Source organism: Prosthecobacter dejongeii (assembly GCF_014203045.1).
In the GTDB taxonomy this organism is placed as follows: Bacteria; Verrucomicrobiota; Verrucomicrobiia; order Verrucomicrobiales; family Verrucomicrobiaceae; genus Prosthecobacter; species Prosthecobacter dejongeii.
Genome location: NZ_JACHIF010000009.1, coordinates 129,443 through 142,752, shown reverse-complemented (window position 1 = coordinate 142,752; position 13,310 = coordinate 129,443). Strand labels below are relative to the sequence as shown.

The following is a 13,310-nucleotide window of genomic DNA, read 5'->3' as shown; positions in this document are numbered from 1 at the left end:
TGGCTAGGTGATGAGCGGTATGGCGTTTTATTGACAGGCATGGCCTTTGCCAGCTACCTCATGTTTGCCGATGCAGGGCTCACCTGGGCTTCTATCTTGCTCATCGCGCAAGCAAATGGGCGTGGAGATCGGAATGAAATTGCAGCCATCATTCGCACCAATGCGTTGTTGGTGACTCTCTCTTCGTTGCTTGTCCTGGGGTTGATTCTTGGAGCGTATTTTATTCTCATGGCAAAGCCTGTCATCCTGGGGGCATTGGGCCATGAAGAGATGCCTGGACTGCTGCTGGCTATTGGTGCTTCGGCGGTTCTGTCGCTACTGATTTCTCCTATTTACGGCCTTTTCATGGGGGTGCAGGAGATGCATCTAGCTTCCATGTATCAAGGAATTGGAAGGTTGGTGGGTTTGATTTCGAGTGTGCTGGTGGCTACCACGTCAGCTTCGTTAGGGTGGGTTTTTGGAGCCAATGTGACCGCAGTCTTTGTGGTTAGTCTCATAGCCGCAGTGCATTGTTATCTGCGGCATGCCTGGGCATTTAAAGCGGGGCCGTTTTGGGATCGTCAACAGATCCAAGTGCAGTTACGCACCGGTGCTAAAAGTCTTACCATGCAGGTCGGTAACGTGCTTTCAGGCACCGCGCCGCTCTTAGCGGTCAGTAGTTTTGCTGGGGCAGCATGGGTGCCTTATCTTTCGATTCCCCTGGCACTTTTAAACGCACCTTTAAATTTGCTGAACTCCTTCAACGCTATCTTACAGCCTGGTTACGGCGAAGCCATGGGCCGAGAAGAGCAGGCCTGGATTGCCGAGACGATTCGTTCCATTCTGGGGCTGGGTTGGGTTTTTATCGGCGTATTGGCCTCTGGTTTTCTCATCTTGGCGCAGCCTTTTATTCTCCTGTGGACCTTGGGTAAGGTGGATGTGCCGCCGACGATGCTGCTCAGTGTGGTTTTGATCGGTGGCAGTGCCGCTGTGATGGGCGTTTTTCGTTTTGCTCTCACGGGAATCAATCGTCATCGGGTGGCCGGGTTCAGTGAGTTGGCCTGTGGACTTTCAAGTCTGATTGCCTGTACTTTGGCCGTTAAGATGGGAGGCTTTAGCTTCGTCGGAGTTGGGGCATTAGTGGCGGTATTGCTCACCAGTGGCTGGGTCTTGCCCGCACAACTCAAAAAGGCTTTAGGGACGCATCAGCCGTGGCTCCAGATCAAACCCATGTTGGCATTAACCTGTGCTTTCGGGGTCAGTTTATTGCTTGGAAAACTCGCGTTGACGCTCATTACCCCTTATGGCCTTGAATGGGCCATCTTGTTTTCGGGTGGAGTTATTGTTAGCGCATACTTTGGACTCGTTCGCCTGCTGTGCTCGGATTATTGGTTGAAAATGAGAGATTTGATCCTGTGTAAATTGGGGAAAACCCCTGGGTGATTGTAAGACTATGAATTTGAAAAACACATTTCGGAAAATGACGCCTGAGCTCTTGTGGCAGACTCTAGGTTTTATCAAAAGATCGCCCGGCTATTGGTTGATGGATCGGAGTGATTCGCTGCGGCTGAAATACAACCAACGCGAGGGGTATTTTTACGTGAGAGATGACCTATGTGTTCATGCCCCAGAAAACATCACGGCACACATTTGCTGGCGTGCTCACGGTTTTGAAGACATTTCTTCTCGGCATGAAACGCAGGATTTTTTGCAGCTTTCCGAAGGCTGTTCTGGTTTGATTGACATCGGTGGGCAGACAGGATTCATGTCGGCGTTGTTTGCTCAATCGCGGCCCGCTGATTATCGAATTCTCTCAGTGGAACCTGATCCTCTCATTCTACCGATTCTCAAGCGCGCTAAGGAACTCAATCAAACCCCTAAAGGGCAGTGGGACATCGCTGAAATGGCGGTGAGTGATGTGGATGGAGTGATATCATTTCTGGTTAGTAATCCCATCTTTGATTTGCCCGAGAATGCACGGCAAGATGAGTCCAGGGAGGTCAAAGCCATCAAACTTTCCACGCTGTTGAGCTCATTGAACTGGACGCCCGATATTGTGAAAGTGGATGTGGAATCTTTTGAGTATGAAATTTTAGCGGCATCCATGGATTCGATCGCAAAGATCAAGCCCAAGTTGCAGTTGGAAGTGCACTGGGAAATCTTGGCTCGACGAGGTAAGTCAGCACGTGACTTCTTGGCGCCTCTGTATGATTTAGGCTATCGAGGGTTATCTAGAAAATTTCATGATTTAGGGGCCTGGGAACGTGATGGGCGCTCGAATATCGTCTCTCGTTTGTCTCTTTCAGTCTGACATCACGGGCGGGAATCGGCCGAACGTCTAACGTCCTTTTTTTAAATCCATGGCTCTCGATTTTAATAATGCCCGTCTCATCCTCTGGCTTCGTGCCAATGGCATTCCTCTGGGAGATGTTTTAACGGTGGGGCGCTTGGGGGCTTTTTTATCCCCTGATTTATTGGCCTCGGATGCTCGTCAATTCGGGATTTCGCCGACTCAAGGCTCTTGGGTGGAAGGGACGAAGGCGAAGTTCTGCGAGGTGGCTTTGTTGGCCATGGGAGCTTCGACGGTGAAGGCGCTGGACTATTCCGATTACGAAGGAGCAACGGTCCTTCATGATCTCAATAAACCGCTGCCGCCGACCCTGGAGGGGTGCTGTGATTTATTATTCGACAGCGGCTCTCTAGAGCATGTTTTTAACGTGCCAGAGGCCTTGGATAGTTACGCCAAGCTGGTGCGGCCTGGGGGATGGATGGTCCTGGACATGCCAGCGAATGGATGCTGTGGTCATGGGTTTTACCAATTTAGTCCAGAGTTGTTTTTCCAGTATTTTGAGGGGCACCGAGGCTGCCGGGTGGCTGCTGTTTTTTGTGTGGAGGATGAGCCCTTGGGGAAATGGTTTTTGGTACCTTCGCCTGCCTCCATTCGCCAACGTGTCTATCTTCACGGCTCCAAGGCCCTGCACATCTATGTGATCGTGCAGAGATTGGAAGCAGGCTCGCCTGCACCGTCAGAACCTGTGCAGTTTGATTATGATCAAGCCTGGCGGGGGGATGGTGAAGCGGAGCCTACGGCTTTGCCAAAAACACAGAGTGGTGGCTGGAAGGAGATGGCGAGATCATTGGTTAGGCGTCTTGCGCCGATCGCGTATTGGCGCTGGAGTGTGATTCGAAACGCAGCTCGTAATCGGAGTGCCTTCACTCTGAATGAATCCCCTCATGTGAAAGAGATTGATCCATTCACTTGGCGACTGCCGCCCTTACCGAAATAATAGTGGTGGCTAGCTGCGAGCGTGATTTGCATGAGAAAAATAATCCATTTGCTCACGGGGCTCGCCAGAGGTGGCTGTGAGGGGAACGCTCTGCGCTTCGTGGAAAATACACTGGGGTTTCACCATCACCTAGTGGTCCTGGGTGCCTTTGGCCCGATGGAGCAGGACTTCAAGAAGGCTGGAGCTACGGTGGATTATCTGTCATTGGAAAAGTCACCCTGGGGGCTCAGTCAGAGGATTCGTGAATGTGTTTTACCTCACAATGCCGCAGGAGTGATCGTGTGGCATGGCATGGTGATGCTTCCTCAAATCCTTCGTGGTCTCCGGGGTTCATCCTTTAACATTTTAGTCCATGGCGGTAATCCTGCGCACGGCATGCTACGGCGAGTGGATCTGCGTTATTACCTTTTGGAAAAACTGTTAGGGCGGCGGGCCGAAGCCACTTATGTGTGCTGCTCGCAACATGTGGTGGACTCGTTTCAAGAGAGTCTTTATCTGCGTCGCTTTCGCTCGGTCGTGGTGCCGAATGGAGTTCATACCCCATCGGTCTCCCTGCATCAACCTCGCGATTTTAGTCCCGGACAAGCGGTGACTCTAGGGATGGTCGCACGTTTGGATTCTATCAAAGATCATGCTACGCTTCTTCGCGCTTTTGCGGCTCTTTTGAAGGAATGGCCCGAGGCTACCTTGGAGCTTGTTGGAGATGGTGCTGAACGGCAGAAGTTGGAAACATTAGCGGATGAACTGCAAATTGCGCAGCGGGTGGTTTTTCACGGAACGTTGTCGGATGTTTATGAAGCTATGACTCGGTGGGATCTCTTTGTTTATTCAACCACGATTCAGGAAGGCTTGGGAAATGCTCTGGCTGAAGCAATGATTCTGGGATTACCCTGCGTGGCGACCGATGTTAAGCCGATCCAAGAATTGGCAGGAAGCCCGAGCTGTGTCGAGTTGGTGGAGCCCACGAATCCCGAGGCTATGACCCAGGGCATCCTGCGACTTCTTCACTCGTTTGAACTTCGGGAAAAGCTGAGTTCTTCAGCCCATCGACGTGCGAAGAAGGAGTTGAGTGCAAAAGTCTATGCACAGCGTTACAGGAGTCTGCTCTCTGTTTAACTTTCCTGAGTCATGGGAGATCCTTTGTTAAACGCTAACTTGCCTAACTGGGTTTGCTGCCAAAGAGGCGCGCGGGAGCATTACGCGCTGCCGAGGGCGCTGGCACGGGTGGGTCGGCTCGAAGCTTTGATAACCGATTTTTGGTGGCGGGGAACACCAGGGGACTCGTTTCCATGGCCGGCCAAGATGGGGCAGCGCTCACACCCTGAACTGACGGGGAAACAAGTTGTCAGTTTTAACGCTGGGTTTGTGCGCTCAGAATTGACGGCAAAGCTTTCTAAAGCGGATTGGTTTCTTCAGCAGCAGCAAAAGAATCGGTGGTTTCAGCAGCGCTGTATCCAAGTTCTCAAAGGTTTGGCAAGAGATGGCAAGCCTCGAGTCGTCTTTGCTTACAGCTACGCGGCGAAGGAAATTTTGGTGTTTGCTAAGCAGCGGGGATGGCAAACGGTGTTAGGTCAAATTGACCCAGGGCCTTTGGAAAGTGAGTTGGTTTTAAAAGAGTATGCACGGCTCAATCTCCATCCCAGCTATTTATACCAAAGCCCGGCTGAGTACTGGCAGGACTGGCGGCAAGAAACAGCGCTGGCAGATCGAATATTGGTCAACTCACCTTGGTCTCTGGAGTGCCTGCAACAGCAGGGGGTAGCCGCCGGGAAAATGGAGGTGATTCCTTGTGCTTATGAGGTTGCCTTTTCTGCCTCTCAAGAGAAACGAAGCTGGCCTAATCAGTTTACTCAGGCCCGTCCGCTGCGTGTGCTCTTTTTGGGGCAAACGATCATTCGCAAAGGCATTCATATTCTGATGAAAGCCGCTTCTCAAATGCTGGATGACCCCATTCAATTTGAAGTGGCGGGTGGAGGCCTGGATCATCCAAACCTGGGCATTCCAAGCAACGTGAATTGGAGAGGACCTGTATCTCGTGAAGAGACTGGGAAACTTTATGAAGCGGCTGATGTCTTTATTTTACCCACGTTGTCAGATGGCTTTGCCATCACTCAATTGGAGGCCTTGGCGCGCGGAATTCCTGTGATAGCCTCACGCCTATGTGGGCAAGTTGTGCGGGATCAAGAGAATGGCCTTATCTTGGATGAGGTAACACCGGAGGCCATTACGGGGGCTTTAAGAAAGTTGCTAGAAAGTCCGCTGTTGCTAGAGAAAATGAGTCAGCATGCGACCGTGCCCGAAGTTTTTTCCATTCAGCATCTAGGGGCTGCATTGACGCTTCAATCATGAGCTTGAGGCCAGATCATCGGCGGTCCATCGCGGCCTTGGGAGATGTCTCCGACCCTTCTTGCTGGAGTGGCACGCCCTGGCATTTTTGGCGGGCGGCTAAGTCTGGTGGCTTTGTTGAGATCCCCTGGGAACTGGATCTGAGCCGGATCACTTGGCAGCGATGGCTCTGGAATCTAGGCGGCTTGATGTTAGGCAGAAAGGGCGGCTTTCAGTATTCAGATTGGTTTCTAAATCTGGCTGAAAAGCAGATACCCCGTGAGCTTTTTGAAACGGAGATCATCACCTGCAATCAGCATTTTCCCCGAGCTGCATCCGTAAAAGCTGCGGGAGGAAAACTGAGCTATTACGTGGATGCACCTTTTGTAGCCTTGGCTTCGGGGCGTGGTCTAGATCTGCATTTGCCTGCGGCTATCATTCAGCGTGCTACGGCACTGGAGATAGAAAATTTTGAAGCCAGTGAGCGCATTGTCACAATGGCGCGTTGGGCAGCGGATGTGATTGTTCAGGAATGCCGGATGCCCCGCACTAAAGTCCACACCATCCTTCCTGGGGCGAATCTAGAACTGCCTGTGGATTGGTCGTTTCCAGGCTTTGTAAAAGGTGCAGGGAAATCGAGAGATCTGGTGCTGGGGTTCATCGGAAAAGACTGGGCGCGCAAAGGCTTGCCTTGGCTGTTGGATCTGCGAGATGAACTGGAGCGACGAGGTTGGCGTGCGATCGTTCAGGCTGCGGGGCATGCTCCGGCGGAGCTTGCTCACCGCAAGGGCTTAGAATTTGCAGGGTTCATAGATAAACAAAAGGAACCTGAGCGCTTTTTAAACTTTTTAACTCGCTGTGATCTGGGCTGCCTTTTTTCCAAACATGAAGCGTTAGGCCTTTCCACGCTCGAATTCCTCCATGCAGGAGTGCCGGTTATGGGTTTTGCCCATGAGGGGATGGCGGATACTCTGCCCCCAGATGCTGGTTTTAGGTTTCCTTCAGACACGCCTATTGTGGAGGCTGCTGGTGCTTTGGAGGGGTATTTGACCGATGAAGAAGCGCAGTGGCAGATGCGAGAGAATGCGCAGAAGTGGTCTCCCCACATGACCTGGGAAAGGTGCATTCGTGAGTTTAGGGAATTGTGGAGCACCGGGAATATTCATTCGCCTGTGTGTCCCTGGTTAGGTCTTTCAGCAGGCACTCCCGCACTTCTATGAAACGGTCGCTTATTCCAGAATCGTTGCGTTGGCTAGCCCAGCACCCGCTCTTTCGCATCCACCCGATAAAGGTCTCACTCCGGTGGATGTATTGGCAAGGACGCCGTTTCTTCACCCAGCGCCCTATGATGATGGATTTCGTCAACGGAAGTCGGCTGCGGGTGCGATATGGAGAAGGCTTAACGGGATATTGGTACGTGATGTTGCCGGACTATGATGAACAACTCTTTCTGCTGCGTTTTTTAAGGAGAGAAGATTGTTTTTATGATGTAGGTGCCAATGCAGGTGCCTTTACGACGTTAGCGGCATCTTTGGGCTGCACTGTGGTCGGCCTAGAGCCGGTGCCGCATACCTTTGAGAGACTTCTTGAAAATGTGAAACTCAACGAAGGGCTGGGAGATATTCGGCTCATTCAAAAAGCCGCCGGAGCAGAGGAAGGTGCACTGAAAATCACAACTCATTTGGGCACGGGAAATCATCTGGTCACGGAAGGAGATGTGGCCAAAGATACCCTTGAGATCCAGGTGACAACTTTGGATATTTTGGCTTTATCTCAGGGTTTCCCATCCTTCATCAAAATAGATGTTGAGGGTTTCGAATTGGAGGTGCTTCAAGGGGCTGGCGCCGTGCTACAATCCGAGCGCTTGCAAGGTCTGCTGATTGAGACTTTTCGCCCATCAAGTTGGCAGGAGCCCAAACTGCAAGCTCTGGAAAAACTTCTGTCAGACCATGGCTTCAAGCCTTATGAATATGTAGTTGACAAAAACGTCTTGAGAGAACTCTCGGCGCCACATTTAGGATCCAGCAATACTTTCTATTTTCGTGATCCATTGCGGGTAGAAGGGCGCTTAAACAAATCCGTTTCGATTCCTCGAATCTGAATCGTTATTCTTTTACTTGAAAAAAATTCTTCATATCTTGGCGACGCCACGCTCCGAAGGCACGCCTAACCTTGTTTTAGATTGGTTATCCACAGGCACCTGCCAACAAGAGGTTCTTGCTATTGAGGCTAGTCCGGCAGATCTAACTGAGCGGCTGAGGTCGTGTGCCCATTGGTATGGTGAGGCTGATGATGGCCTGCTCAAGGGGTGGCGAGAATTTCCAAGGATCACGGCACGGATTCGTCAGGTATGTGAAGAGAGAAGACCCGACCTCGTGATCTGCTGGCCGACGGGTTTGTCTGCCTGGATGACTTTGGGGGCCAGGCTTGCCGGAGTGAAACAAATTCTCGTTCATAGTGGCAATCCACCCACCCGAGGCTTCAAGGCTGATTGGATCACCCGTTACGTTTTCTGGCCTTTGGGCCTGATGGGGGCGAAAGTGATCTGCTGCTCTCAATATGTTCGAGATGAGTTCTTAGCTATCCCAGCTATCCCGAAGGGTATGCTTCACGCGGTGCATAATTGCTCCAGGGTCAAAGCTATCCAAGAACGTGTTCGTTTGGCACAGGCACAAATGGGTCAACGGAAAAGGCATCAAGCCGTCATGGTGGCCACATTGGAAAATCATAAGGATCATGAAACCTTGCTCAAGGCCTTGCCTCTTGTTTTGAAAGTCTTGCCGGATTTCAGAATCGACTTGGTGGGGGATGGCGGCCTGCGGGCTCACTTAGAGTCAAGAGTGCAGCAACTTGGATTGAATGATGTGGTTTTCTTTTTGGGGACACGGCAGGATGTGCCTGAGATCTTAGCGCGGGCGGAATTGTTCGTATTCTCGACCACGCCGCAAGAGGGCTTGGGCAGTGTGTTATTGGAAGCGCTCGCGGCAGGACTTCCCATTGTGGCCAGTGATGTGCCCGCTTGTCGCGAGATTTTAGGGCAGGGCAAATGGGGTGTGTTAGTGCCTCCCGCAGATCCTGAGAAATTAGCTCATGGGATCATCCAACGTTGGTTGGCACCGATGTGGAGTGAAGATTGGCAAATTCAATGTGATGAATACCTGAATGGATTCAGTCCACAACGCATGCTCGACCGCTATTTGAGCATCGCGGATGAACCTTGATGTTAGTAAGGGAATGGAGCGCGGCTTTACTCATTGCTCCGGATTGTCCAGTGGGGAGTGATGACCGTTGAAGTGCGGATGAAGGTGAATAGGGTAATTTTTAAGGCTGATTAAATATGGATTTTCCTCTCTTTTTCTGGATCTCTTTGATCGTATTGGCGGCATTGATCACTGAGGCTGTTTTACGTTGGGATAAAGCTTGGGCAAAACCTGCGGTCGCGGTGTATTTCACCGTGGGTGCCTGGTATCCAGGCAATCTGCTGTACTCGGGCATGCGGCATTTCCAGGGCCTTTTCTCTGACTCTATTATCCAGACGGCCATTCTTCAGTTCATTTTGTTCTTGGTGGTATTTCGCCTCGGGATTCCGATTGCCTGTAAATTGCTCATCAAACGAGGGTTTGCCTTTCAGGCTGGGGCGGTAATGGTCCCGTTTCATCAACAGATTTCGCCTTTATTTTGGTCAATTTTTACTTTGTGGATTACTCTATTTTTAGTCGGCACGGTGCGGTTGGATGGTGATATTCTACCGGTGATTTGGCCACCTTTGGCAAACGAAAAGGTGTCTTTGTTTGTTCATGAAGGGATTGGTGGAAGGACTGGCTTCATCACCGCTATTGCTCAGTATTCGTATCAATTGAGCTGCGGCTTTTTTGGTGTCGCATTTGTTCTGAGTCGGGGCTGGATCCGTGTGTTTGCTTTTGTGTTGATGTGCTTCACTTGGCCCTACTTCTTATTTGATCGTGCACGAAGCGCTCAGTTGGCGATTTTCATGCCAACGCTGATCAGCTATCTATTGCTAGCTCAAACCCGACTATTATTTAAGTCATTGATTACAATCGCTGGAATAGCATTCATTTATTGTTGGTTCATTCTAGTTTCTATTTACCGTAGTGATTATGACATGTCCAAATTCTTGAGTGCACCGCGTCAATCTTCTCGATCATTTTTGGAGAATCGTCATATGGGATTGGATATGATGGAGGAGCTTTGTAACATTAATTTATTCATTGAGCGAGGCACGTATAAAGTTAATTATGGCGAGCGATACCTTCATGAGGTTCTGAACGTGATTCCACGTGCTATTTGGAATAATAAACCTCTGTTAGGTTTTGATTATGCTGTAGCACGAGGTTTCATGAATCCAAATGCAAACTTTCGTGAGGCAGGTGTGGTAGCCACCGTATCTACAGGTATGATTGGCCAAGGGGTGGTCAACTTTGGGCGTTTATTTGGTGCCGCTGCAGCTGCTCTTTTAATGTCATCGTGGGTTGGGCTTTTGGCTCGGCATTGGTCGGAGCGGTGGGTGATTGGGAAAACTTTTTTGTTTATTCTTGGATTAGGGCTCACTTTTAATTTAGGGAGAGACATTACTCTATTAGTGTTGTGGCCTTTCGTGTTTGCTTCTTTTGGGGTTTGGTTTCTTGGAAAGTATGCCAAGAGGCCTTATTTCTACATTCCGACAAAACCTTCGATCCGAAACCGATCTTTGAAATAAGTGAAAGTTAACAGACGTTCTTACTGATTTGTGGTTACAAAAATGAAACCGCTTATTCTGCTAGGATTTATAAGTTATGGGCCTTATCATCTGGCTCGGCTGAAAGCTTCACGCGATCTATTGACTGGAATGAACATTGAGGGGTGGGAACTCTCTCCTATACAGAAGGAGTATAGCTGGGAGCATAAGAGGGTTGATTATCTACATGCAGTTACTGACTTGCCTCTGGAGAGTGTCAGTCGTCTTCAATGGCTAATACAGGTCTGGAGACATTTAAATCAGCTGAAGCCTGATGCTTGTGTTCTGGCTGGATATAGCCATATTGGAATGCTCTCAGCTCTGATCTGGTGCCGTTTTCATGGGCGTCCTGTTGTTGTGATGTCTGATAGTAAGGAAGATAGTGCTCCGCGCCACAGTTGGCTGGAATGGTGTAAAGCTCAGATTCTCTCATTGTATGAGTCAGCCTTAGTTGCAGGTAGCCCACATCGTGATTATTTCATTAAGTTAGGTTATGATTCAGAACGTATTCACAGAGGCTATGATGTGGTCGATAACTCAATCTACACTGCACTAAAAACCAACCCTCCTGGAATAAACCGACCCTATTTTTTAGTCGTAAGTCGATTCATTCCTGAAAAGAATCTTTCTTTTGTTCTTTCAGCTTTTGCTCAATACGTAAAGGGCTGTGGCCGCGAAAAAGCATGGGATTTAGTGATCTGTGGCGATGGGGCTTTACGTGCCGAATTAGAGGGTCAAATTAGATATTTAGGATTGGCTGATAAAATTTTACTGCCAGGATTTTTGCAGATGGATGAGATGCTGCCGTTTTATTGCCATGCAGAAGTTTTTATCTTAGCAAGTTTGCAGGAGACGTGGGGATTAGTCGTGAATGAAGCTATGGCTTCGGCTCTTCCTGTTTTGCTTTCAAAGAAATGTGGTTGTTTTACTGATCTCCTTGTATCAGGATACAATGGTTATGGTTTTGATCCGCGAAATGAAGTCGAATTGTCTTCGTTAATGTTACAGTGTTATGGAATGAGCCCGGAGGAGCGAAGGGCAATGGGAGCAAGGGGGCGGTTGAAGATCGTTTCAGAATATGGATTAAATCATTTTGCAGAAAGCTTAGGAGACTGTTTGAAGAGTTCGTTTCCTGAGTGTGTTCGTTGACAATAGAGCAAATGAAGTCTGCATTTGTCATTGACAGTGTTTCTCGCTTGGCTGGAGGGCTTCTAGAAGCGAATCGGCGGCTGGCTCAATCTCTGGAAAACCGTGGTGATCAAATTCTCATCTTAGGGGGACGTGATTCCTTCACGGACGATGACCGATCCACATGGAGCCCCTTGGCTGTGAAAACCTTTGATTGTTATGGGCCGCGACGTCTGGGCTATGCGCCGGGGATGGGCAAAAAATTAACGGCCTTTGATCCCGAGGTGGTTCATAGCCAGGGGATGTGGACTTACACATCGTGGGTTGCTGCCCGTTGGCGCAGGCGCACGGGTAAGCCTGAGGTGATCCATCCCCATGGAATGCTGGATCCGTGGGCTGTTAAAAATTCCGCCTGGAAGAAGAAGTTGATAGCTCGGATTTTTGAACGTCGTCATTTGAGTGAGACTTCATGCCTGCGGGCTCTGTGTCATGCTGAGCTCGAAGCTATCCGTAGCTACGGTTTGCGAAATCCTATTTGTGTGATTCCTAACGGGATTGACTTACCTGCTGATCATTTGATCCAGAGAAATCAGAATAAACTTTCCCCTAACAAAAAGGTTTTGCTTTATTTAGGGCGGTTGCACCCCAAAAAAGGATTGGTTAATCTACTGCATGCTTGGGGGGCACTTTCAAAGCAGCAAGGGAAGACTTCTGAGTGGGTTTTGGCGATTGCAGGTTGGGATGAAGGAGGGCATGAAGATGAATTAAAAAGATTAGCTGTGAATCTGAAGATGGCCTGGAACGAGGGGGGCAATATCAATTCTGAAGATGATGATAGGGTGCGTTTTCTTGGGCCAAAATTTGGAAGCGAAAAAGAGCAGCTTTACCGCGATTGTGATGCTTTTATCCTCCCTTCTTTTAGCGAGGGGCTACCCATGGTCATCTTGGAGGCTTGGGCGTATGCAAAGCCCGTTATCATGACGCCGATGTGTCATCTGCCGGAAGGTGTCACAGCCCAAGCCGCATTCGAGGTATCACCCGATGTCGGTCAAATCCAGGATGGGCTCAGCCGGTTGATTCAACTCTCTGATGCTGAGCGGGAGGAAATGGGCACGAGAGGCCGGGCCTTAGTGGGACAGCGTTTTACCTGGGATTTGGTGGGCAGTCAGATGCATTCTGTGCAACACTGGCTAGTGAACGGCACTCCAGCACCTGAATGCGTGTTTTTTTGAATACGCCTCTTTTATTCTGCTCTGATCCATGATCTCAAGTTCTACTGAGCAAAATCGGCTAGCAGTCAAATACTCGCCGCAGGAAAAGGCGTTGCGGGTGTTGTGGATGTTGGGACGCGTGGTGTTTGAATGGAGTCCTCGACCTTGCTTTGGATTCCGCCGTTGGTGGTTGAGGTTGTTCGGTGCTCAGGTGGGCAAAGCGGTGAATATTTACCCTTCGGCCCATATTTATTACCCGTGGAATTTGGAGATCGGTGACTGGTCGTGCATCGGCGAATGGGCTTTGGTTTATAACTTGGGACGGGTGAAGATTGGGGAGCATGTGACCATTTCACAGCGTGTACATCTTTGCGCTGGAACGCATGACTATCGGTCTATGGAGATGCCTCTGATCAAGCTGCCGATTGTGATTGAGTCGTCAGCCTGGATTTGTGCGGATGCTTTTGTGGGACCTGATGTGACGGTTGCTGAAGGTTCGGTAGTTGGGGCAAGAGCCGTTGTTATGAAAGATGTCTCAGCTTGGGTGGTAGTGGCGGGAAATCCTGCCACAATCATCAAACAACGTGTCGTGAAGGATGCCATTTCATGACGGCATTCATCTTGGCTGACTGCATGTGTGCTCTA

The 13,310-nt window shown here is 49.8% G+C and carries 12 protein-coding genes; all 12 read left to right on the top strand.

Going from position 1 to position 13,310, the window contains the following annotated elements:
- Positions 1 to 39: 39 nt before the first annotated feature.
- The 12 genes from HNQ64_RS18810 (at position 40) to HNQ64_RS18755 (ending at position 13,275) form a co-directional block, all read left to right on the top strand.
- On the top strand, positions 40 to 1,422 hold the full coding sequence (locus tag HNQ64_RS18810; RefSeq protein WP_184211557.1) for a lipopolysaccharide biosynthesis protein: 1,383 nt from the start codon (positions 40 to 42) through the stop codon (positions 1,420 to 1,422).
- A gap of 37 nt (positions 1,423 to 1,459) precedes the next feature.
- Positions 1,460 to 2,290 carry an FkbM family methyltransferase gene (locus HNQ64_RS18805; RefSeq protein WP_221305498.1) on the top strand — a complete coding sequence of 277 codons (831 nt, stop codon included), beginning with the start codon at positions 1,460 to 1,462 and terminating at the stop codon, positions 2,288 to 2,290.
- 49 nt (positions 2,291 to 2,339) lie between these two features.
- Positions 2,340 to 3,266, top strand: a complete 927-nt coding sequence (locus HNQ64_RS18800) for a methyltransferase domain-containing protein (protein ID WP_184211553.1) — start codon at positions 2,340 to 2,342, stop codon at positions 3,264 to 3,266.
- Positions 3,267 to 3,296: 30 nt separating this feature from the next.
- On the top strand, positions 3,297 to 4,382 hold the full coding sequence (locus HNQ64_RS18795; protein WP_184211551.1) for a glycosyltransferase: 1,086 nt from the start codon (positions 3,297 to 3,299) through the stop codon (positions 4,380 to 4,382).
- A 249-nt stretch (positions 4,383 to 4,631) separates the two neighbouring features.
- The gene (locus HNQ64_RS24370) at positions 4,632 to 5,615 is read left to right on the top strand and encodes a glycosyltransferase (protein ID WP_184211549.1); all 984 of its coding nucleotides are present in this window, start codon (positions 4,632 to 4,634) and stop codon (positions 5,613 to 5,615) included.
- On the top strand, positions 5,612 to 6,811 hold the full coding sequence (locus tag HNQ64_RS18785) for a glycosyltransferase family 4 protein (RefSeq protein ID WP_184211547.1): 1,200 nt from the start codon (positions 5,612 to 5,614) through the stop codon (positions 6,809 to 6,811). The genes HNQ64_RS24370 and HNQ64_RS18785 overlap by 4 nt, the downstream gene beginning before the upstream one ends.
- Complete coding sequence (locus tag HNQ64_RS18780; RefSeq protein ID WP_184211546.1) at positions 6,808 to 7,692, top strand: FkbM family methyltransferase; 885 nt, start codon at positions 6,808 to 6,810, stop codon at positions 7,690 to 7,692. The genes HNQ64_RS18785 and HNQ64_RS18780 overlap by 4 nt, the downstream gene beginning before the upstream one ends.
- 16 nt (positions 7,693 to 7,708) lie before the next feature.
- Entirely contained in the window at positions 7,709 to 8,812 is a 1,104-nt protein-coding gene (locus HNQ64_RS18775; RefSeq protein ID WP_184211544.1) for a glycosyltransferase, read from the top strand.
- 116 nt (positions 8,813 to 8,928) lie between these two features.
- Positions 8,929 to 10,308, top strand: a complete 1,380-nt coding sequence (locus tag HNQ64_RS18770) for a hypothetical protein (RefSeq protein WP_184211542.1) — start codon at positions 8,929 to 8,931, stop codon at positions 10,306 to 10,308.
- A 42-nt stretch (positions 10,309 to 10,350) separates the two neighbouring features.
- A complete protein-coding gene (locus HNQ64_RS18765; protein WP_184211540.1) occupies positions 10,351 to 11,475 on the top strand; it encodes a glycosyltransferase family 4 protein in 1,125 nt (374 codons plus the stop codon).
- A gap of 11 nt (positions 11,476 to 11,486) precedes the next feature.
- The gene (locus HNQ64_RS18760) at positions 11,487 to 12,686 is read left to right on the top strand and encodes a glycosyltransferase (RefSeq protein ID WP_246431125.1); all 1,200 of its coding nucleotides are present in this window, start codon (positions 11,487 to 11,489) and stop codon (positions 12,684 to 12,686) included.
- A 28-nt stretch (positions 12,687 to 12,714) separates the two neighbouring features.
- The gene (locus HNQ64_RS18755) at positions 12,715 to 13,275 is read left to right on the top strand and encodes an LbetaH domain-containing protein (RefSeq protein WP_184211536.1); all 561 of its coding nucleotides are present in this window, start codon (positions 12,715 to 12,717) and stop codon (positions 13,273 to 13,275) included.
- The last annotated feature ends 35 nt before the right edge of the window (positions 13,276 to 13,310 follow it).